The sequence below is a fragment of the Devosia sp. LjRoot3 genome, assembly GCF_964252865.1.
Classification (GTDB): Bacteria; Pseudomonadota; Alphaproteobacteria; order Rhizobiales; family Devosiaceae; genus Devosia.
The window spans coordinates 204,773-226,148 of sequence record NZ_CAXUPK020000001.1 but is presented as its reverse complement, the minus strand read 5'-3'; the positions used below and the strand labels follow the sequence as shown (position 1 = coordinate 226,148).

Genomic DNA, 21,376 nt, shown 5'->3' with positions numbered 1-21,376 from the left:
AAGCGCTGAGACGCGATCCTACAGGTAAAGAACGGATTATTTACCCTGTTCGTCAACAATCCCCGCAAACGTCATGGCTGTCCGGCACCGGTCGGACGCATGGCGAAACACTAGGATTTGGGCGTAATGGCAATGATTTCCGGCCTCGACAACGCGCTGAGCGGACGGCTTCTGCTGATCGACAGCGACGCGGAAGCGGCCTCTCAGATTGGCGAATCGTTGAGCCAGGCCCTGCTCTGCACGCCCTCCGTTACCCTCGCAAAGTCCGGCCGTGAGGCCCTCGACATGCTGCGCGCCAACCGATTCGACATCATTCTGGCCGATATGCCGAGCCTGAATGACATTGCCGAGCGCGACGATGAAGGCATGGGCCGCGTCGTGCGCCATGCCGAAGGCGCGCTCGTTGTCGCCATGGCTGGCGGCGCCTCGGTGACGGCCGCCGTTGGCGCCATGCGCGCCGGTGCCCATGATTATGTCACCAAGCCCATTGCCGGCCCGACCCTTGCCACCCGCATCGGCGAACTGGCCCAACGCCATGGCCGCCCGCGCTCGCTCGGCCTCGACACCAGCCTGCCGCAGGCCGTCCCCGATTTTGCCGGCTTTGTCGGTGCGTCGAACGCGATGCAGTTCATCTATGAACAGATCGGGCGCGTCGCGACCTCGTCCGCCCCGGTCTTCATCACCGGCGAGAGCGGCACTGGCAAGGATGTCTGTGCCGAAGCCCTCCATAGCCAGGGCCCGCGTTCGGGCAAGCGGTTCGTCGCCATCAATTGCGCCGCGATTCCGCGCGACCTGATGGAAAGCGAGCTTTTTGGCGTCGCCCGCGGCGCCTTTACCGGCGCGCATGAAGACCGCAAGGGCGCGGCAGAACTGGCCGATGGCGGCACGCTCTTCCTCGACGAAATCGGGGAAATGGATCTTTCCCTGCAGTCAAAACTGCTGCGCTTCCTGCAGACCGGCACGATTTCCCGCGTCGGCGAAGCAAATATGCGAAAAGTCGATGTGCGCGTCATCTGCGCCACCAATCGCAATCCCCTGCAGATGATCACCGAGCGGAAATTTCGCGAGGACCTGTTCTATCGCCTGCACGTCCTGCCGATCCATCTGCCGCCGCTGCGCCAGCGCCCGACTGATATCATGGTCCTGGCCCGCCACTTCCTCGAGCGCTATGCGCGCGAAGAGCACAAGGTCTTTGGCGGCTTCTCCAACGAAGCCTCCCAGCAACTGACCGCCGCCGATTGGCCCGGCAATGTCCGGCAATTGCAGAACCTCGTGCGCCGCATCGTCGTCATGTTCGACGGTGGGGATATCGATATCGGCATGCTCAACGCCGCCGACATCGAATCCCAGGCCTTTGCGCCGGTCGAGGCCCCTGCCCCGCGCGCCGAAACCCGACGCGCCATCCTGCCCATGTGGCAGCAGGAACAAAAAATCATCGAAGACGCCATCGCCGCCTTCGCCGGCAACATTTCCATGGCCGCCGCAGCGCTCGAAATCAGCCCATCCACCATCTACCGCAAGCGCCAAAGCTGGGCGGAGATGCAGAAGGCGGGCTGAGGCCCCCTCCGCATTCTCCACACCCACGGTGTCATTCCCGCGAAAGCGGGAATCTCCGTTTCGGCGCAATGGGCTTCCCGCTACCTAACTGCGGACCGCGGCGCGGCGGTAACTGCGCAAGCCTGCAACATCAAGCGCCAGCTCGCAAAACATGGCATTGGCCCAGGAGAACCATGGCCGGGTGAACCTTGCGGGATCATCGACGTGGAAGGACTCGTGCATGAGCCCGGTTCCACCGTCAGTGGCCAGCAACAGGTCCAGCAAGGCACGCTTTTCGGCGGGATCATCGCTGGTCAGCCCCTGCACTGCCAGGGCAATCGGCCAGACATGGTCCGGCGGCGTGTGTGGACTACCGACACCCGACGCAGCCGTCCCAACGTAGAAATAGGGATTTGCCTTGCTCAGAATGCGCGAACGCGTCGCCTGGTAGATCGGGTCCGCTATCGTGCACCAACCCAGCATAGGCAGCGAAAGAAGGCTCGGCACATTGGCGTCGTCGGCGAACAGGCTGTTGCCAAGCCCATCGACCTCATAGGCGTAGACCGGGTCTTGGCCATCGACATCCAGCAGCCCGAAGCGCTCGATACCCTGTTCGATGTCCTCGCGCAGGCGATCGGCGTCCTCAGCGAGAGCATGGTCGCCAAAAGCCTCGACGGCCAGTTCTGCGATGTATTTTAGCGCCACCGCAGCAAAGGCATTGCCGGGAATGTTGTAGCCATAGACACACGCATCATCGCTGGGCCTGAACCCCGCCCACGTCATGCCGGTATGGCCAGTGATCGGCCCCAGCCCCTCGCGCGTCAGCGTGTCGCTCGGAGGACAGTCGAGACGCCCAAAACGATAAGTCGAATTGCGCTCATGGTCCTGCTCGGCCCGCCATGTTCGGATGACGACCTTGGCCACGTCCACAAAACGTTGCAGATGGTCGGTTCGGCGCGTTGTCGTCCACAGGTCATAGGCCAGCTGGATCGTATAGGCGAGCGAGTCGATCTCGTATTTGCGCTCCCACACCCAGGCCGACTGCGGAAATACGTCCTTATGCCCTGCAGCATTGCCGCTGGCGTTGAAGGCATTGGCATAGGGATCGAGCAGCACATAATCGAGCTGGCGTTTCGATACCGCCGCAATCAGATCGGCCAACCCGGAATCCTGATGCGCAAGGTGCAGGAACGGCGCTAGCTGTGCAGTCGAGTCACGGAGCCACATTGCTGGAATGTCGCCCGTTATGACGAATGCCGTTCCATCGGGCAGATAAGTGACTGTTCTCGTCAGCATATCCATGAGGCAGCGCTCGACGGTCTCGGCGACCTGCGCCCCCAGCTTCTCAGCGACTTGGCTCGAGACTTTCTGAACAATTGGATGACATGTCTCTCCAGTCACCGCCCTCTCCACTTATCGGCACTATTAAGGAAGTCCCTTATTGCATAGCTGCGGATTCGGCGCCTAGGGCCGAACCAACACCACCCCACTTATCCGCCCGCTCCTGCCACCCCCTGACACGTCGCGCCCCTAAGTCTCGTGCATTCACAGGAGCGCCCGATGTCATCAGCCCATGTCTTCATCGCCACCAGTCTCGACGGCTATATCGCTCGCAAGAATGACGACATCGACTGGCTGACCCGCTTTTCCAGCCTTGGCGAAGACCACGGTTACAACACCCATATCGCCAGGATGGACGGCATCATCATGGGCCGCGGCACCTATGAAAAAGTGCTGACCTTCGATCAGTGGTACTATGAAAAACCGGTTCTGGTGCTGAGCCGCAGCCTCGACCCGGCCTCCGTTCCCGACCATCTCAAGGACAAGGTCGAGATACTGGCCGCGACGCCCGCAGAGGCCATGGACCTTGCGGCTTCTCGCGGCTGGCAACGCATCTATGCCGATGGCGGCCAGCTCATCCAATCCTTCCTGCGCGCCGGTTTCATCGAAGACATGATCGTCAGCCGCATCCCCATCCTCCTAGGTGAAGGCATTCCCCTCTTCGGTCCACTGGTAGAGGACATTGCGCTCGAACACATCGAGACCAAGTCCTTCCCCTCCGGCCTCGTCCAGTCGCACTATCGGGTAAAGCGCTAGAGCGGCTCCACGCCCAATCACTTCTCCATCGTCATTGCCGGGCTCGTCCCGGCAATCCATTTCGCCTCAAGCATGGACCACCGGGACAAGCCCGGTGGTGACGACAGTTGGGGGAGTGGGCGGACCTACTACCCCAGCGCCACAATCACCGCAGCCCCACACAGCACCGCCGCCACCGGCGTCATCACCAGCCGCTCAGGCATGCTGCGCGAAATGGCATTCATGACCGTCCCCAGCGCCAGGAACGCTGCAATCCCCCAGGTCGCCGGCCCAAGCCAGTCGCCGCTCACGGCCACGAGCCCGGCCTTCCCCAGCACAATCGCGGCAAAGCCTGCATAGATCAGGATCGAGACCGCGCTGCCTATGCGCAGGCCCAAAGGCAAACGCTGATACTGCCCGCCCCAGGCGAGACGCCCCCAGGGTGCGCCGGCGGCGAGATTGGCCTGAAACAGCGCTAGCCCGATGATCGATCCTGAAAAGATGACGGCTGCCGTTGCTGCCACTAATACCCCCTGCGCCGTGTCGCCCTAAGGTAGGTCTGCGGGTGGCGCGATCAAGGCGTGTTGGCCTCCTTGGACTTGACCCGATCAAGCCCCAGCCGATGTTCGCGCAGGATCACCGCGATGCCCGAACCGATGATGATCAACGCCCCAATAATCATGGTCAGCGTCGGCACATCGGCGAAGATGAAATAGCCCAGCACGATGGTCAGGATCAGCGACACATATTCGAAGGGCGCGATCACCGACATGTCGGCATGGCGATAGGAGGAGGTCATCAGCAATTGCCCGATGCCGCCAAAGAACCCGGCGCCAATCAGCAGAGCGGTCTGCTCGGGCGTCGGCCAGATCCAGCCAAAGGGCAGCGTCAGCAGCGAGAGCACGCTGGCGCTGACAAAGAAATAGGTGACGATCGTTTCGGTGCGCTCGGTATGGACAAGATTGCGCACCGCCATCATCGCAAAGGCGGAGAGCACCGCCGCCAATAGAGCCGCGAGCGCGCCCACCGCCTCGGCATCACCGAGTGCCGCACCGCCCGAAAATACCGTAAGGCGCGGCCAGAGGATGATGACGACACCAACGAGGCCGACAACAACAGCCGTCCAGCGAAAGAAATGCACGCGCTCATTGAGCAGTACGGCCGAGAAGATGACGATCAAAAGCGGGGTGGCATAGGAAATCGCCGTCGCCTCGGGCAGCGGCAGGCGCGTCAGGGCGAAAAACCCCAGGCTCATCGACGCAACGCCAACGAGCCCACGCAGGATATGCCCAAAGGGCCGCTTGGTGGCAAAGGCATTGCCCAGCCGTCCCTTCCAGCCAAGATAGGCCAGAACCGGCAAAAGCGCGAAGAAGGAGCGGAAGAATACCATCTGTCCCGATGGTACCGTCTGGGTCGCCTTGAGCATGGTGGCCATGCCCACGAAGAAAAAGACCGACACCACCTTGAGCATGATGCCGCGCATGGGATTGGTCGCACGCGCGGGCGGAGCTTGGGCAGGAATTTTGTCGGGGGCGGACATGGGACGCTATCCGGGCCGGACGACCGGCCTATTTGGACTGGGTTTTTTCCAGCTTCTCTTTGGCGATCCGCGCCGTGGCGAAGGCCTTGTGCTCGGGGCCCACGGCGCTGCCGGTCTTTACGACCTTGCCGTCGGCATCATGGATTTCCCAGTGCCAGTTGGCATTGGGACCGCTGCCGCCCTTGAGGCGCAGCTTGATCTGGTAGGAAGATTGTTCGCTCATGTCTCGCCTTATGCAGCACCTGTGCCGCGGAAGAAAGCGGAAAGTGGGGCGGAAATGGCGTCCCGTTGCCCTTATCCGCCCCCACGTCAGTCTCGATGCTAACAGTCTGCTAACACCTAGACATCCGAAACACTGACTTTGACGCGCTTGCCACCAAAGGTGATGAGGTCGCGGATCGGCCCATAGGCGCCGTCGGCATAGGGATAATACCAGGCCTCGTCGGGCCCGTCGGCGGTCAGGGTCTTGATCGTATAGTAATGTGCCTCGCCCTTTCCCGGCTCCTTGCGCCGCGTTTCCGAGAGCTCCAGAATCCCGGGATGCACAGCATCGAGCGGCACGAAAATCTGTGGTTTCCGGCCCGGCTCCTCCAAGCGCAAAGCCTTGAGCGTGCTGGCGATTTCGCCATCGTCGAAAAAGATATGCACCCGTCCGGCAATCGGGCTCACAATGGAAGTCGTCTCGTCGGCGGCCACAGCAGCCTCCTTTGCATGAGGTTCATCTGACGGTGTTAACGCATGAGCAAAATCTCCGTTCACCCAACCTTGACTCTCTCGCCGCCGCATCCCTATATCCGGGCACCCTGCTAGCACTCAGCCACTTCGAGTGCTAACAGGCCCGAAATTGCATTCAGAAATGATGCCAAGAGGAAAAAATCATGGGCTTCCGTCCCCTGCATGACCGCGTGGTCGTCCGTCGCGTCGACAGTGAAGAAAAGACCAAGGGCGGGATCATCATCCCCGATACCGCCAAGGAAAAGCCCTCCGAGGGCATCATCGTTTCCGTTGGCCCCGGCGCCCGCGACGAGAATGGCAAGATCAATGCCCTCGACGTCAAGGCCGGTGATCGCGTGCTCTTCGGCAAGTGGAGCGGCACCGAGGTGAAGCTCAACGGCGAAGACCTGATCATCATGAAGGAAAGCGACATCATGGGTATCGTCGAAGCCTAATAGCTTCGCTTCCCCAGTCGTTTAACCCATTCTAAGGAGCGCCTCACATGGCCGCTAAAGAAGTAAAGTTCTCGACCGACGCCCGCGAAAAGATGCTGCGCGGCGTCAATATCCTCGCCAATGCGGTGAAGGTTACCCTCGGCCCCAAGGGTCGTAACGTCGTTATCGAAAAGTCCTTCGGCGCTCCGCGCATCACCAAGGACGGCGTCTCAGTTGCCAAGGAAATCGAACTCGAAGACAAGTTCGAAAACCTCGGCGCACAGCTGCTGCGCTCGGTCGCTTCCAAGACCAACGACATTGCCGGTGACGGCACCACCACTGCGACCGTTCTGGGCCAGGCCATCGTCGTCGAAGGCGTCAAGGCCGTCGCGGCCGGCTTCAACCCGATGGATCTGAAGCGCGGTATCGACCTCGCCGTTGCCGAAGTTGTCGGCTCGCTCAAGGCTTCGGCCAAGAAGATCACCTCTACCTCGGAAATCTCTCAGGTCGGTACGATCTCTGCCAATGGCGAAACTGCCATCGGCGAAATGATCTCCGAAGCCATGCAGAAGGTCGGCAACGAGGGTGTCATCACCGTCGAAGAAGCCAAGACCGCCGAGACCGAACTCGATGTCGTTGAAGGCATGCAGTTCGACCGTGGCTACCTCTCGCCCTATTTCGTCACCAATGCTGAAAAGATGACCGCCGTCCTCGAGGACCCGATCATCCTGCTGCACGAAAAGAAGCTCTCGAACCTGCAGGCCATCCTGCCGATCCTCGAAGCCGTCGTTCAGTCGCAGCGCCCGCTGCTGATCATTGCTGAAGACATCGAAGGCGAAGCTCTCGCCACCCTCGTCGTCAACCGCCTCCGCGGTGGCCTCAAGGTTGCTGCCGTCAAGGCCCCGGGCTTTGGCGACCGCCGCAAGGCCATGCTTGAAGACATCGCCATCCTGACCGGTGGCCAGGTGATCTCCGAAGATCTCGGCATCAAGCTCGAGAACGTGACGCTCGACATGCTCGGCACTGCCAAGCGCGTTGAAATCACCAAGGAAAACACCACGATCGTCGACGGCGCCGGTTCGGCCGACGACATCCAGGGCCGCGTTGGCCAGATCAAGGCACAGATCGAGGAAACCACCTCGGACTACGACCGCGAGAAGCTGCAGGAACGTCTTGCCAAGCTCGCCGGTGGCGTTGCCGTGATCAAGGTCGGTGGTTCGACCGAAGTGGAAGTCAAGGAACGCAAGGACCGCGTCGACGACGCGCTCAACGCAACCCGCGCTGCCGTTGAAGAAGGCATCGTGCCGGGTGGTGGCGTTGCCCTCCTCCGCGCCGCTGCTGCCATCACCGTCAAGGGCGCAAACGCCGACCAGGAAGCCGGTATCGCCATCGTGCGCCGCGCTCTCCAGGAACCGGTCCGCACCATTGCAAACAATGCCGGTGCCGAAGGCTCCGTCGTCGTTGGCAAGATCCTCGAGAACTCCTCGGCTTCGTTCGGCTACAACGCCGCGACCGGCGAATATGGTGACCTCGTTGCCCTGGGCGTCATCGACCCGGTCAAGGTCGTTCGCACCGCTCTCGAAGACGCTGCCTCGGTTGCATCGCTCCTGATCACCACCGAAGCCACCATCGTCGAAGCCCCCAAGGACGCAGCACCGGCAATGCCGGGCGGCGGCGGCATGGGCGGCATGGGCGGCATGGACTTCTAAGAAGTCCGACCCAAGTAGCTTCGAAGCTCGTTTCTTCCCAGTCACGAACTTCGTGGAAAGGCGCGGTGGCAATACCGCGCCTTTTTCTTTTGCCGTCAGGCCGCGAGGCGTATTTTCACCGCCGAGTGGTTTGACAGAAAAGCCCGCGCCGTTTCATTCTCAGGCATCTAGGGCTTGGGAGGTTCCGATGCGTTTTCTGGTCATGGCAATCACACTGCTGGCGCTGGTCTTTGGCGGCAGTTCTGCGGCCCTGGCGCAGAAGACGAAAACCAAGTCCACGACCGAGCAGACCCAGACGACCAATCTCGACCCCAACGATCCCGATGATCTCGCCGAAATCGTCGCCGAGGCGGATGAAGCCTATTTCGCCGACAATGGCGGCGATCCGGACTATGCCTATGCCTTCGAGATGTATTCGCTGGCCGCCAATGCGGGCGATGCCTATTCGATGAACCGGCTGGCGCTGATGTACGACCGCGGCGAGCATGTCGAGCAGGATTTCTTCGAGGCTTTCGATTGGTATATGAAGGCGGCAGAGGCCGGCCTTCCCGCCGCCATGAGCAATGTCGCCAGCATGTACCGGCTCGGCGAAGGCGTCGGCCAGGACTATGACGAGGCCATGAACTGGTTCCGCAAGGCAGCGGACAACGACTATTCCTACGCGCTCTACGCCATTGGCGAGCTTTATCTCGGCGGTCATGGGGTGGCCAAGGATGCGACGGAAGCCGCCGCCTGGTACCAGCGTGCTTCAGACGCCGGCGAGCCCAACGGCCATTGGGCCCTGGCCCTGCGCTATCTCTATGGGGATGGCGTTGCCATGGATTCGCGCAAGGCGGGCGACCTCGCCTATCTGGCGCTCGTCAATGGGCTCGATCTTGCCCTCGATGAACTCAAGGAAATCGGCTCGGCCGAAACCTCGCCCAATTTCCGCCGCCGCATCCAGGAACATCTCAAGAGCGACGGCTTTTACAAGGGCACGATCGACGGCAGTTTCGGGCCACAGACCATGCGTGCAGTAGAAGCTGCCTTCGGCAGCGAGCTCTAGACCGCTGCCCTCAGGGCCAGAAGATCAGCTTGATCGCCATGGCGATGGAAATCACCACGACCAATGGGCGGATCAGCTTGGCGCCGAAGCGAATGCCGGCATGCGCGCCGACATAGCCGCCGATGATCTGCCCGACAGCCATGCACATCACGGCCGGCCAGACGACGTCGCCGCTCGGAATGAAGATGGTCAGGGCCGCGAGATTCGAGGTCAGGTTGAGCAGCTTGGTATTGCCTGCGGCGCGGGTCACACCGAGGCCGAAAAGCAGCACGAAGCCGATGGTGAAGAACGAGCCGGTGCCCGGACCAAAAAGGCCGTCATAAAAGCCGACGGCAAAGCCGAGAAGCGGCACCCATTTGGGAAAATCGAGGCGCGCGGCCCGATCGGCGTCTGAGAGATTGGGCGCAAAGAGGAAGTAGAGCGCGACGCCGATGAGTGCGAAGGGCACGGCCAGGTTGAGCAATGACGTATCGATCTGCTTGACAGTGAGGGCGCCGAGAAAGCTGCCCGCGTAGGTCACGGCAATCGATGGTATCAGAAGCTTGAACGAGACGAAGCCTTTGCGCCAATAGGTGTAGGTCGCCATGGCGGTGCCGATGACCGACTGCATCTTGTTGGTGGCGAGTGCGGCAATGGGCGGCAGGCCAGCCGAGAGCAGGGCCGGAATGGTCAGCATGCCGCCGCCGCCAGCAACGGCATCGACGAAGCCAGCAAGAAGGCCGACGCCCCCAAGGGCGACTAGGGTCAAGGGATCGAGCATCTATCGGGCCGGGCTAGAGCGGATCGGCGGCAAGCTGGGCGAGCAGAGAATTGAGCTTGCGCTTTTTCTCGTCCGGCCAATCAGCGGTGCGCGACACAATGAGATTGGCTTCGCTCTTGAGCATGATGCCATCGTCGAGCACACGCAGGCCATTGGCCGCGAGGGTCGAGCCGGTCGAGGTAATGTCCACGACGATATCGGCCACGCCGGATGCCGGCGCGGCTTCCGTCGCCCCGAGGCTTTCGACGATCCGGTACTCCGCAATACCGGCGCGGGCAAAATGCTGGCGGGTGATGGTGATGTACTTCGTCGCGATCCGCAGCCAGCGCTTGTGGCGGCTGCGGAAGTCCGAAGCGACATCGGCCAGGTCATGCAGATGCGTGACATCGATCCAGGCTTCGGGGACGGCAATGACCACATCGGCATGGCCGAATTCGAGCGAACGCGCAAAGTGCACGCTGTCCGGGCCGGTTTCGCTGGTCTCGTGGATGAGATCGCGGCCAGTGACGCCGATATCGATCGTGCCGCGGATCAGTTCGCGGGCAATTTCCGAAGCGGGGAAGAAGCGCACCGTCACCTCGGGCTCGCCTTCCATGACGCCGAGATAGGAGCGCGCACCGCCGGGACGGGAAATGGTGAGGCCGCGGGCGGCAAACCATTCGCGCGTCAGTTCTTCCAGGCGCCCCTTGGAGGGCACGGCGAGAGTGATGCCGGTCATGCCGAGATCTCCGCTTCGAGGCGATCCACCCAGAGCGCGCAACCCGAGGCGGCGATGGGCGCCGTGGCTCCGAGGCGCTCCAGCAGGCGGTCATATTGTCCGCCGGAAGCCAGGACGTCGCCGTTGCGGCCGGTCATTTCAAAGACGATACCGGTATAGTAGTCGAGCCGCGGCGAGAAACCGGCGTCGAAGTCCACACGCGCCTCGCCGAGCTTGTCGAGGTGACGGCGAATGGCGCGGATGGGAGCGCCGAGCATGAGCTTGTGGCTGTCCGCCAAAGCCTCGACCTGACGCAGGGCCGAGAGTACATCGCCTGATATGGCGAGATAATCACGCAGCAATTTCAGCGTCTTGGCCGGAACATGCGCGGCATCGAGCGCTTGCTGCTCGAGATAGCGATCAGCGATTTCCTCGGGCGTGCGGCCTTCGGAGAGGCTGAGGCCTGATGACACCATGCGTGCGGTGACATCCTCGATCAGCACATCGCGCGAGGGCTGCTCCTGCCGGGGCGCGTCGGGCGCCGCCTCAAGGCGTGCCAGGAGGCGTTCCATGGCTTCGGTGTGGCCAAAACGGTGGCGAATGCGTGGGCGCCAGGCGGCCGGCATATCGGCCTGCACCAGGAGCGCTTCGAAGAGACCAACACCGCCAAGACGAATGCGGGCCGGCAGGCCATAGATGGAGAGGGCAGCACGAGCGAAGGTAAAGACCTGGTCGAGCGCCACTTCGCCATCGGGCTGCGCGAGCAGTTCGATGCCGGCCTGATCGAATTCTGCTGGACCGGTTTCACGCTGGCGGAAAATGGGGCCGAGATAGGTGAAAGCGGCTGGTTGGCGCGTGCCATCGGCGATGTAATCACGCACGATCGGCAGGGTGAATTCAGGCCTCAGACAATGTTCGGCGCCGGTCAGATCGGCGGTGAGCAGCAGGCGGCGGCCGAATTCCTCGCCGGCGAGGTCAAAATAGGGATCGGCCGGCAGCAAGAGTGGCGGGGTGGCGCGGCAGCCACCCTGGGCTTCGACAAGGGCTTCGAGCTGGGCCCGTCGCATCGCGGCGTTAGTCATGGCTCTTGCCCCTGCCGAAAAAGCATCACTGCTCGCTCAAGAGTTTCTGGATGGCCGAAACCAGGTCTTCGCGCTTGACCTCGAACTGGCCGGGGCGCGCGGCTTTCCATTCGGCATTGTCGGTAATGCCCTCGGCGGCCTGTTTGCCGGCAACCAGATCCTTGATCTGCAGGATCCCCTGCTCGCGCTCCTGGCTGCCTTCGATGACGACGGCCGGCGCGTTACGCTTGTCGGCGTAGGAGACCTGCTTGCCGAAGTTTTTGGTCGAGCCGAGGAACATTTCGGCGCGGATGCCGGCTTTTCGCAATTCGGAGACCATGGCCTGGTAACGAGCCGTCTGGTCCTTATCCATGACGAGGACAACAACGGGACCGACCGGCTCCTTCGAGCCAAGATTACCAGTAAGCTTCAGCGCATTGGCAAGACGCGAAACGCCGATGGAAAAGCCGGTCGCCGGAACGGGCTCGCGGCGGAAGCGGGAAACGAGTCCGTCATAACGGCCACCACCACCGACGGAGCCGAAGACAACGTCCTGGCCCTTTTCGTTCTGCACCTTGAAGGTGAGTTCGATCTCGAAGACCGGGCCGGTGTAATATTCAAGGCCGCGAACGACGGAGGGGTCGATCTTGATCTTGTCAGCGCCATAGCCGGCAGCGTCGAACAGCGCCTGCATGGTATTGAGCTCTGCAACGCCGTCATTGTCGGCCGGCGGCTCGCCGGCGACATAGTCGAGCACCACGGCGGACTGGGCATCGGCAAGGCCGGCGCCCTTGGTGAAATCGCCGCTTTCATCCTTGCGGCCCGCGCCGAGGAGCAATTTGACGCCTTCGGGGCCGAATTTGTCGAGCTTGTCGACCGCACGGAGCACGGCCAGCTTCTGCTCGTCCGAGGTGACGCCAGCGGCCTCAAGCACGCCGTCGAGCACTTTGCGATTGTTGACGCGAACAATGTATTTGCCGCCAAGGCCCAGTGCATCCATGACGTCGGCCATCATCATGCACATTTCGGCGTCGGCTTCGGCGCCCGGCGCACCGACCGTGTCGGCGTCGAACTGCATGAACTGGCGGAATCGACCCGGGCCCGGCTTTTCGTTGCGGAACACATAGCCCTGCCGATAGGAGCGGTAGGGCTTTGGCAGCGTCTCGAAATTCTCGGCAAAATAGCGGGCGAGCGGGGCGGTGAGATCGTAGCGCAGGCTCATCCACTGCTCGTCATCGTCCTGCAGCGAAAAGACGCCGGCATTGGGCCGGTCGGTATCAGGCAGGAATTTGCCAAGCGTTTCGGTGAATTCGAAGAGCGGGGTTTCGACGGGGTCGAAGCCATAGCGCTCATACACCTTGCGGATCGTCTCGATCATCTGGCCGACGGCAGCGATATCGCCGGGGGTGCGGTCTTCAAAACCGCGCGGCAGGCGGGGATTTATCAGCTTGGTCTTTTCGGTCATCGGAACAACTCTGGGAGGCGGGCGCAGGCTAAGATTTTGCGCACGCAAAGCGCGCCAAAACCTTTCCCCCTTCGGGACCCCTGCTCTAGCCCATCGGTTTTGGGGAAACAACAGGTTGGGCAGCTATTGGTGCGGGCGGCGGCCGGGGAGGACCCCGGCCGCCAAGGGGCCTCACGTCACCCTCCGGCCTTTGCGATGCGGAATCAGAGAGGCCGTAGGAAGAGTGTGCCACTGGACGGGTTCTGCGACCGGCGGCAGGCCGACATCTTCCCGCAGGTAAGCGGGCAGTTCGGACGGCACGCGGGGCCGGTTCCACCAGGCAGCAAGTGCAGCGGCAAGGACAGGGACGAGACCGCGCTGGTGCACGGCATCGGCGATGGAGAATTCAAGACGCAGCACGACGCTGCGCTCGGAAAGCGCGTTTGAAGACATTTTTTGCTCCGGCAAGGGCAACCCTGCCGGCCTCATTGGTTATGAAGGAAGGAAAAAGCGGAGAGCGGACGCAGTACGAGTCGGTCTACGCTTCAGCAGGAGTTGGACGATCCGCGGGCAAAGAACCCGAAAGACTTACCGAAGGCTTGTTAGCCCTGTACCGGATGTCGGTTGGTACGGGTAAGATGATGCCAATTCCCCGAACGGCGGACAAACATGGCTTTCATGTAAAGTGCCTCCCTCGGTTGGCAGATGCGGACGTTGCGCTTCTAGATCGCGGCTCCGTGATCGGCAAGGGCAAAGTGAGACAGTCTGTCGCAGGCCGCGTTCGTGTTGCTTCGGCGCAACAGGGCGGCTGGCGACTTAACCGCCTGCTAACCCTCACTTCTATCGCTTCCTTTACCATGCCGGTTGACCGGTCCTTGGGGCTTGCGAGGCACAATTGCGCCCGGTGCCAAAGGGGGCTCGATGATCATGGTCAAGACAATGCGGTTGGTTGGTTTGGGCTTTGCGGTGGCTGCAATGGTGCTGTCCCAGGTCGCGCCTGGCTTTGCGGATTCCCGTTTCCAGCCAGGCTGGCGCTTCGCGCCGCCGCCCGGCGTGACCCTCACCAACCAGCGCCCACGCCATGCCCTGGCGCTGCAGGCCAGCGGCCAGGTCCAGCCGGTCTATCTGCGGCAGGTCGTTCCCTACCCGACCGGCGAACGCTCCGGCACGATCGTGGTCGATTCCGGCGCGCATTTTCTCTACTTCGTTCTCGGCGACGGCCGAGCGCTGCGCTACGGCATCGGCGTCGCCCGCAACGGCTTTGAATGGAGCGGTACGCATCGCGTTTCACGAAAGGCCGAATGGCCGGGCTGGACCCCGCCGGCCGAAATGCGCAAGCGCCAGCCGGGCCTGCCCGCCCACATGGAAGGCGGCCCGAACAATCCGCTGGGCGCCCGCGCGCTTTATCTCGGTTCGACCCTTTATCGCATCCACGGCACCAATGAGCCCTGGAGCATTGGCCAGAACGTTTCGTCCGGCTGCATCCGCATGACCAACGAAGACGTGATCGATCTTTACGGTCGTGTGCAATTGAACACAAAAGTGGTGGTTCTTTAGCAAGGATTTGGCGGCAAAACTCCGTGCACCCGTTTGAGGGAGCTGCAGCATGGCGCCAAAACTGACTCTTCGCTCGCCGTTCCGGCGTTTTCTGGCCGATGAGCGCGGCGCCTTCGCCGTCATGTTCGGCGTCATGGCGATCGTACTCGTCGCCTTCGGAGGGGCGGTTGTTGATTTCGTGGAACTGGAGCGTACCCGTTCGCAAGCGCAGGTCGCACTGGACGCGGCCGCGCTGGCGTTGCAGCCAAGCGTCTATGCCGATCCCCTTCCTGATGAAAAAACTCTAAGGCAGCAGGCCGAGGCCCTGGTAAGGCGTCAGGTCAGCGGGTCCGCTACAGTAGACGTGTTGTCTGCCACGCTCGACCTTGCGCGGGGCTCGATTACCTTGACCGCACAGGCCGAGGTGCCGACTATCTTCGTCGCCCTCCTCGGCGTGCATCAACTCGGGGCCGCGATCAATTCCGAGGCAGCACGCGGCAACACCGATATCGAGATCGCCGTGGCGCTCGATGTCACCGGTTCCATGGCAGGCCAGCGGGTGGCCGACCTCAAGGTGGCCGCCAACGAACTCGTGGACATCATTATGGCCGATGTGGAGCCGGGAAGCCGGAGTCGTATCGCGCTGGTGCCCTATTCCGTCGGTGTCAATCTCGGCGCCCAGGCTGTACAGGCGCGTGGGCCGATTGAACCGGCACATCCCATGTCGGCCGCCTATTGGGCGAGCCGTGCAGGGGTGCCGATAACGGGAGCCACGAAGGCCCAGCCCGTGGTGGTAACGGCGCCGGCCCACGGACTGACCAATGGCAGCTCCGTCTATATCAGCGGTGTTGCGGGGATGACGCAGCTTAACGGCAAGGCCTTCACGGTTACGAGCGTCTCAACCAACCGCTTTACCCTGCAAGGCGTAGACGGACGCTCCTATGGTACCTATTCGAGCGGCGGAACCGTCCGCCCCTGCGCGGCCTCGGGATGCGAAGTTGTCGTTACCGCAAGCGGGCACAACTTCACCACAGGCCAAAACGTCTACCTTAAGGACGTTGGCGGCATGAGCCAGATCAGCAACAGGATTTACCAACTCAGTTCCGTAACGGGGGCCAGCTTCGCGCTTTCGGGGACCTTCGGCCCCAACTACAGCAACTATACCTCGGGCGGCGAAGCCTACTGCGTTCTCTCGGGCTGCCGTTACTATTACTTCCGCAATATGCAAGGAAACATGCGCTTTTTCGAGGTAAGCACTTGTGTCAGCGAGCGTACTGCCATGCCTTTCACCGATGCGGCGCCCAGCACGGCCTATCTCGGCCGCAACTATGCTGCTTCCGGCAACCCGTGCTCACTCCAGTCCGTCACGCCGCTTACCGACGACGGCGGGCTGCTGGAGACACGCATCAACGCGCTCGCGGCAGGCGGATCCACAGGCGGCCATCTGGGCGTCGCCTGGACCTGGTACATGCTGTCACCGAATTTCGGTGATATCTGGCCGTCCGCCGACAACCGCCCGGGGTCCTACGGCGACCCGCAGGTGGCCAAGATGGCCATCATCATGACCGATGGCGAATACAACAGCGTGTACTGCGACGGAGTCATCAGCCAGGACTCGACGTCGGGCAGCGGCAATGCCTCCGATCATATCAATTGCAACGCACCCAACGGCAACCCCTATTATCAGGCAAATCAGTATTGCGCGTCGATGAAGGCCGCCGGCATAACCGTCTACACTGTGGGCTTTCAGATCATCGACAGCGCTGCCGCCCGCAACTTCATGTCCAGCTGCGCGACCAGCTCCGAGCATGCCTATCTTGCTGAGAATGGCGCTGCTCTCAGGCAGGCGTTTATTGACATTGCAGAAAGCATCCAGACGCTCCGCCTCACCCTGTAAACGCGTCCTCCCCTGTCAAAATGAGCAGGTCGCCAGACGGGTTGGGAGCCACCGAGACGACCCGCCACCGCAGAAAGCGAAAAATGAACACTGACAGGCGAAGTCGACGTCGATTCAGCCTATGGCACGGCGCCGAGGGGCGCAGCTTATGACGCCCGCCCCAGGTTCTGGCGCGCTGAGTCGGACGCAGACTGTTCCTGGGTCACGTACGAGGTTCAAACTTTTCTGGGGGAAGGTGGTACCGCCTCCCCGGATCGAACGGGGGACCTCTAGATCCACAATCTAGCGCTCTAACCAACTGAGCTAAGGCGGCATACCGCGACGGCGCCAAGGGTGGCTGCCGAAAGCGGGCGGAACATAGGTCGAGATTGTCATAATGACAAGCACCGATTTTGACCCTGTGGACAGACGCCGCGAAGCGCGCCTTCAACCAATTGCAGCTGAGCTTGTGACCATTCCTTAGGACCTCGCATTTAACCATGGCGACGATTGAATGGGCGGGATGTGTGCCGCGGGCTGGATTCGTTTTCAGCGGCACGATAATGAAGAACACTTAAAGAACTTTCCGAAATTTGTGTCGTTCTGGCACAAACACAAATGGCCTCAACACGCTGTCTATGAATGCCGAGTGGACCACATCGCCGAATGCCCGCCGGGTGCTGCAGCACGCGCAAGACGCGCGGCCGGCTTGGCTATGGTCGCAGGATGGGCAAAGGCTGATCTGGTCGAACCCGGCCGCAGACCTGTTTCTGGCCAAGCTCAAGAAAAGCGGATTGAAGCTTGCCCCGCTTGCGGTGCCGCTCAAGGGACAGGTGGCGCGCACCATCCGCCTCGGTTCGCCCGGCCGCACGAGCCTCGCGCGCTTCCAGTTCAATGCTGGTGACAAACCGGCCTCGGCGACCTGCGCGACGACGCCATTGCTGCTCGAAGGCGAGGAAGCCTATCTCCTCATCGTTTCGGTCGATCCCATCGATCCCGAAATTCTTGCCGCCGCCAGCTCGTCGCAGGATAGCGGGGCCCCCGAGTCATCGTCGGCAGACCCAGCCACCCCAGAAGTTGCACCGAATGAGCCTGCACCACCGCAGGATGACGTAGCGGCGGCGATTGATCAGGTCATCGAAGAGCCAAGCGCTCCGGCTCCTGAAGAGACTGCGGCAGTTGATGTGCTTTCCGAGAGCGAAAGCGAGCCCGAAGACGAAATTGCCGGTGCGCCTCAAGCCACCATCGCGCCCGATGACTCGTACAGCCGCGAACTGCACGATTGGCAGGATGCGGATCCCGAAACGGTCTATGCCCCCGCCGCGGAGCCGACCGTGTTCACCGACGAGGTGGACGCTTCGGACCTCGACGAAGAAGACGAGCCCCCCCCTGTGGCGGCGGAGGAGAACGACGAACGCCCGCTCTACCGCAGCCTCAGCGCACTGGTGGATCGTCTCGCGGCCGACGAAGACCTTTATACGCCTCTCAATGAAGCGGATGACGAAGTCCCGCAGTCGGCGGCTGCCGAAGAACCTGCACAGCCGGACGAAATCACGCCGAGGCTTTTCAAGATCACCGGCCGAGGTTTCCGCGCAACCGTGCTGCCCGAAGTGGTCGAAGAGCGTCCGGAGGACGATTCGCTCTTCCAGGCCGGAAGCGAGCCGGAAGTCAGCCACGATCTGGTGGAGCGCGTCTCGCGCTACAATTTCGACGAGCTGTCGCGCATTCTCAACGACCGCGTTGGCCTACAGGGTGCAACTTCGTCCACAATACCGGCCACTGTAGAAGCCAGCCCCGAAAAGGCGGGCGGGTCGCTGGTCAGTCTCGGCGGCGAGACCCTGGTACTCAACCGCCTGCCGCTCGGCATTCTGGTCTTCCGCGACCAGCAGATCCTCTTTGCCAATCGCGCCATTACCGAAATGGTTGGCTATGAGTCCGTGGAATCCCTGCGGCAGGCCGGGCTTACTGCCATTTTCCCGGCCAGCAACGGCGAACAGGATGCTGGCCCGGTCAATCATCTGGTGCAGCGCGATGGTACGCTCGTGCCGGTAACGGCCCGCCTGCAATCGACCTCCTGGCAGGGCCGGCCGGCGCTGATGCTTTCGGCCAGCACGACCGAAGTCCGCACCGGTCACGAAGATGCGGTACGCGCCTTTGCCCAGGCCTTCGCCGAACTGCGTGGCGACGGCTTTGTCGAATTGAGCCGCACCGGGGTGGTCCGGCTGGCCGATTCTTCGGCCTCGGCGGCACTCGGCGGCGGCAACACCATTCTTGGCAAACCGCTCTCGGCACTGATTTCGTCCGAGGATGGTTTTGCGCTTCGCGGCTTCCTCGAACGTCCCGGTCGCTTTGCCGAGACGGAGCGCCCCGCCATCATCCTGCGCTCGCTCGACAACAAGTCCGAGATCGTGCTTTTCGCCCAGGGACAGGCCGGAATCGTCAGCGGTTATTTCGCCATGGTGCGACCGCGCAATCTCGCGCCGCGCCGTGCCCTTGGCGCGCCGGATGCCGACCCGGCGCTACTCGCCCGCATCGGCCGCGGCGTCAGGCGACCGCTCAACACCATTATCGGCTTTGCCGAACTGCTGCGCAGCAAGGCCTTTGGCGAACTGGGCGACGAGCGCTATGAGGCCTATGCCGAGGACATTGCCGCCGCCGGCAATGACATTGCGGCGCTGGTGGACGAGCTCGAAGACTATGCGCGCTTGCGTGAAGGAAAATACCTCGCCGAACGCGCCAGCCTCGACCTGACCGAACTGCTCGAAACCTGCGTGCTGCGCATCCGTAACCAGGCCAATGCCGGGCGGATCATCGTGCGCAATGCCATTTCCGAAACCCTGCCGCGCGTGACGGCTGATCGCGCCTCGCTGGCGCAGGCGGTGCTTAACCTGCTCGCCAGCGCCATCGACCAAAGCCCGGTGGGCAGTACAGTGGTGATTTCGGCGCAGCTGCTCGACGATGGCGGCATCGCCATCCATGTGCGCGACAGCTCCAATCACGCCGTTGATATGGCCGAACGCTTCGTGGTGTTCCGTGATGGTCTGAGCAAGACCGGCCAGGCGCTGGCACCGGTTCGCTCGAGCGTTGGTCTCGCGCTCACTCGCTCGCTGCTGGCGGTCAATGCAGTCTCGCTTTCGGTCGATCCGGCCGGCCAAAATGGTGTGCTCTTCTCGCTCCGAATTCCCGCCGATCTCGTGGACAACCTGCCGACCGACTAGCGGAAGGTCTTTCTTCCCACCGGATAGACGCTTAGGCGAAAAGTTTAGCGCCCAATGCGGGTGCACCAGCGCGCAACTTTGCCTATACCTAGCGAAAGGCGCCGAGCCGCGCCGACCTCTGGGAGACAGATATGAGAGTGACCAAGTCTTTCGCGCTGGCCAGTGCCGGTTTGCTTTTGGCCACCAGCCTTGCGTTCGCGCAATCGACCGAAATCCGCGTCGGCGCACCGCTTGAGCCGCCAGCGCTCGACCCGACGGCCGGCGCTGCCGAGGCCATCGACGTCGTCGTCTATCAAAATGTCTTCGAGGGGTTGACCCGTATCGACCAAACCGGCGCGGTGCAGCCGGGTCTGGCTTCGGCGTGGACCGTCAGCGAGGACGGGCTCACCTATCGCTTCACGCTCAATGACGGCGTCACGTTCCACGATGGCACCGCGTTCGACGCGGAAGACGTGAAATTCACTTTTGAACGCATTCTTGCCGAAGACAGCGTCAATGCGCAGAAGGCGCTCTATGAAGCCATTTCGGCCGTCACCGTTGTCGATCCGCTGACCGTGGAATTCACCCTGTCGCGCCCCGACGGCCTCTTCCTTTTCAATATCGGCCGCGGCGATGCCGTCATCGTGGCGCCGGAAAGCGCAGCCAACAACGCGACCGACCCGATCGGCACCGGCCCCTTCGCCTTCGTGCAGTGGGATCGCGGCAGCCGCGTCATTCTCGAACAGTACGGCCCCTATTGGGGTGAGAAGCCGGCCCTGACCAAGGCGACCTATGTGTTCATCGGCGATACCGCCACGATGACCAATGCGCTGCTCGCCGGCGATGTCGACGGCACCTATAACTTTGCCGCCGAGGCCCTGCCGGTGTTTGACGGCAATCCGCAGTTCAAGGTGCTGGTTGGTTCGACCGAGGGCGAGACGATCCTTTCGACCAACAACGCCAAGTCGCCCTTCGACAAGCTCGAAGTGCGCCAGGCCATGGCGCATGCCCTCAATCGCCAGGAAATCATCGATGGAGCGACCTACGGCTATGGCGTGCCGATCGGCAGCCATTTCGCCCCGCACCACCCCTATTATGTCGACCTGACCAACACCTATCCCTATGACCTCGACAAGGCGCGGGAACTGCTTGCTGAGGCCGGTTATCCCGATGGTTTCTCGGCCACCCTGAAACTGCCACCAGTGAACTATGCTCGCGTTTCCGGCCAGATCATTGCCAGCGAGTTCGCCAAGGTAGGCATCAAGCTCGAGCTGATCAACATGGAGTGGGCGCAATGGCTGGAAGACGTCTTTGCCAACAAGGACTTCGACCTGACCATCATCAGCCATGTCGAACCCTTCGACATTGGCATCTATGCCAATCCCGACTACTATTTTGGCTACAACAATCCTGAAGTGCAGGCCCTCAACGAGACGCTCAATGCCACGACCGACGAGGCCAAGCGCAAGGAGCTGGCACAACAGATGCAGACCATCATCGCCCAGGATGCGGTCAACGGCTTCCTCTTCGAACTCGCCCAGACGGGCGTCTGGAACGCCAAGCTCGAAGGCATGTGGCAAAACGCGCCCGTCGAAGGCGTGGTCCTGCGCGACGTCCATTGGGTTGAATAGAAACTTCGACGCCGAGGGCATACTGGACATTTCCAGCCTGTCAGCACCCCCTCCCAACCTCCCCCGTCAAGGGGGAGGTGCCGCTTCCAGTTTTTGGCACTATCTGATCAAGGCCACCGG

19 protein-coding genes and 1 tRNA gene are annotated in these 21,376 nt (G+C 61.9%); 9 read left to right on the top strand and 11 right to left on the bottom strand.

Going from position 1 to position 21,376, the window contains the following annotated elements; all coding sequences use genetic code 11:
• Positions 1-126: 126 nt before the first annotated feature.
• The gene (locus ACSQ2A_RS01105; protein ID WP_295410659.1) at positions 127-1,557 is read left to right on the top strand and encodes a sigma-54-dependent transcriptional regulator; all 1,431 of its coding nucleotides are present in this window, start codon (positions 127-129) and stop codon (positions 1,555-1,557) included.
• A gap of 84 nt (positions 1,558-1,641) precedes the next feature.
• On the opposite strand, the gene ACSQ2A_RS01100 is transcribed toward ACSQ2A_RS01105, so the two are convergent.
• Positions 1,642-2,937: a glycoside hydrolase family 125 protein gene (locus tag ACSQ2A_RS01100; protein ID WP_436070736.1), complete on the bottom strand. Its 1,296-nt coding sequence runs from the start codon at positions 2,935-2,937 to the stop codon at positions 1,642-1,644.
• A gap of 159 nt (positions 2,938-3,096) precedes the next feature.
• On the opposite strand from ACSQ2A_RS01100, the gene ACSQ2A_RS01095 reads away from it, so the two are divergent.
• Entirely contained in the window at positions 3,097-3,633 is a 537-nt protein-coding gene (locus ACSQ2A_RS01095) for a dihydrofolate reductase family protein (protein WP_436070735.1), read from the top strand.
• Between the two features lie 128 nt (positions 3,634-3,761).
• Here the strand turns inward: ACSQ2A_RS01095 and ACSQ2A_RS01090 are convergent, their stop codons facing one another.
• The 4 genes from ACSQ2A_RS01090 to ACSQ2A_RS01075 form a co-directional block, all read right to left on the bottom strand.
• Positions 3,762-4,136 (bottom strand): hypothetical protein, encoded by a 375-nt coding sequence (locus ACSQ2A_RS01090; RefSeq protein ID WP_436070734.1) that lies wholly within the window; start codon positions 4,134-4,136, stop codon positions 3,762-3,764.
• A 50-nt stretch (positions 4,137-4,186) separates the two neighbouring features.
• Complete coding sequence (locus ACSQ2A_RS01085; RefSeq protein WP_436070733.1) at positions 4,187-5,152, bottom strand: DMT family transporter; 966 nt, start codon at positions 5,150-5,152, stop codon at positions 4,187-4,189.
• A gap of 28 nt (positions 5,153-5,180) precedes the next feature.
• Positions 5,181-5,375 carry a hypothetical protein gene (locus ACSQ2A_RS01080; protein WP_295410649.1) on the bottom strand — a complete coding sequence of 65 codons (195 nt, stop codon included), beginning with the start codon at positions 5,373-5,375 and terminating at the stop codon, positions 5,181-5,183.
• Between the two features lie 116 nt (positions 5,376-5,491).
• Positions 5,492-5,848 (bottom strand): DUF427 domain-containing protein, encoded by a 357-nt coding sequence (locus ACSQ2A_RS01075; protein WP_295410648.1) that lies wholly within the window; start codon positions 5,846-5,848, stop codon positions 5,492-5,494.
• A 182-nt stretch (positions 5,849-6,030) separates the two neighbouring features.
• Between ACSQ2A_RS01075 and ACSQ2A_RS01070 the strand changes: the two genes are divergently transcribed.
• The 3 genes from ACSQ2A_RS01070 to ACSQ2A_RS01060 all read left to right on the top strand — a co-directional run bounded on the left by ACSQ2A_RS01070 (position 6,031) and on the right by ACSQ2A_RS01060 (position 9,054).
• Positions 6,031-6,321, top strand: a complete 291-nt coding sequence (locus ACSQ2A_RS01070; protein ID WP_035083617.1) for a co-chaperone GroES — start codon at positions 6,031-6,033, stop codon at positions 6,319-6,321.
• Positions 6,322-6,368: 47 nt separating this feature from the next.
• Positions 6,369-8,009 carry a chaperonin GroEL gene (groL, locus tag ACSQ2A_RS01065; RefSeq protein WP_436070732.1) on the top strand — a complete coding sequence of 547 codons (1,641 nt, stop codon included), beginning with the start codon at positions 6,369-6,371 and terminating at the stop codon, positions 8,007-8,009.
• Between the two features lie 187 nt (positions 8,010-8,196).
• Positions 8,197-9,054, top strand: coding sequence for an SEL1-like repeat protein (locus ACSQ2A_RS01060; protein ID WP_295410643.1), 858 nt, complete (start codon positions 8,197-8,199; stop codon positions 9,052-9,054).
• 10 nt (positions 9,055-9,064) lie between these two features.
• Here ACSQ2A_RS01060 and ACSQ2A_RS01055 read toward each other — a convergent pair whose 3' ends face one another.
• The 5 genes from ACSQ2A_RS01055 to ACSQ2A_RS01035 all read right to left on the bottom strand — a co-directional run bounded on the left by ACSQ2A_RS01055 (position 9,065) and on the right by ACSQ2A_RS01035 (position 13,469).
• Positions 9,065-9,802 (bottom strand): TSUP family transporter, encoded by a 738-nt coding sequence (locus ACSQ2A_RS01055; protein ID WP_436070731.1) that lies wholly within the window; start codon positions 9,800-9,802, stop codon positions 9,065-9,067.
• Positions 9,803-9,827: 25 nt separating this feature from the next.
• The gene (hisG, locus tag ACSQ2A_RS01050) at positions 9,828-10,532 is read right to left on the bottom strand and encodes an ATP phosphoribosyltransferase (RefSeq protein ID WP_436070730.1); all 705 of its coding nucleotides are present in this window, start codon (positions 10,530-10,532) and stop codon (positions 9,828-9,830) included.
• On the bottom strand, positions 10,529-11,593 hold the full coding sequence (locus tag ACSQ2A_RS01045; protein WP_436070729.1) for an ATP phosphoribosyltransferase regulatory subunit: 1,065 nt from the start codon (positions 11,591-11,593) through the stop codon (positions 10,529-10,531). The genes hisG and ACSQ2A_RS01045 overlap by 4 nt, the downstream gene beginning before the upstream one ends.
• A 25-nt stretch (positions 11,594-11,618) precedes the next feature.
• On the bottom strand, positions 11,619-13,037 hold the full coding sequence (hisS, locus tag ACSQ2A_RS01040) for a histidine--tRNA ligase (RefSeq protein ID WP_436070728.1): 1,419 nt from the start codon (positions 13,035-13,037) through the stop codon (positions 11,619-11,621).
• Between the two features lie 171 nt (positions 13,038-13,208).
• Positions 13,209-13,469: a hypothetical protein gene (locus tag ACSQ2A_RS01035; RefSeq protein ID WP_295410633.1), complete on the bottom strand. Its 261-nt coding sequence runs from the start codon at positions 13,467-13,469 to the stop codon at positions 13,209-13,211.
• A gap of 474 nt (positions 13,470-13,943) precedes the next feature.
• Here ACSQ2A_RS01035 and ACSQ2A_RS01030 point away from each other — a divergent pair, with 474 nt between their 5' ends.
• Together ACSQ2A_RS01030 and ACSQ2A_RS01025 are read left to right on the top strand one after the other, a co-directional pair.
• A complete protein-coding gene (locus ACSQ2A_RS01030; protein WP_436071614.1) occupies positions 13,944-14,573 on the top strand; it encodes a L,D-transpeptidase in 630 nt (209 codons plus the stop codon).
• Positions 14,574-14,622: 49 nt separating this feature from the next.
• Positions 14,623-16,449 (top strand): ubiquitin-activating E1 FCCH domain-containing protein, encoded by a 1,827-nt coding sequence (locus tag ACSQ2A_RS01025; RefSeq protein WP_436070727.1) that lies wholly within the window; start codon positions 14,623-14,625, stop codon positions 16,447-16,449.
• Positions 16,450-16,685: 236 nt separating this feature from the next.
• Here ACSQ2A_RS01025 and ACSQ2A_RS01020 read toward each other — a convergent pair.
• Positions 16,686-16,762: transfer RNA gene (locus tag ACSQ2A_RS01020), tRNA-His, on the bottom strand.
• A 304-nt stretch (positions 16,763-17,066) separates the two neighbouring features.
• Between ACSQ2A_RS01020 and ACSQ2A_RS01015 the strand changes: the two genes are divergently transcribed.
• Positions 17,067-19,646: a histidine kinase dimerization/phospho-acceptor domain-containing protein gene (locus ACSQ2A_RS01015; protein WP_436070726.1), complete on the top strand. Its 2,580-nt coding sequence runs from the start codon at positions 17,067-17,069 to the stop codon at positions 19,644-19,646.
• A 131-nt stretch (positions 19,647-19,777) separates the two neighbouring features.
• Positions 19,778-21,256 (top strand): ABC transporter substrate-binding protein, encoded by a 1,479-nt coding sequence (locus ACSQ2A_RS01010; RefSeq protein ID WP_436070725.1) that lies wholly within the window; start codon positions 19,778-19,780, stop codon positions 21,254-21,256.
• Positions 21,257-21,376 lie beyond the last annotated feature (120 nt).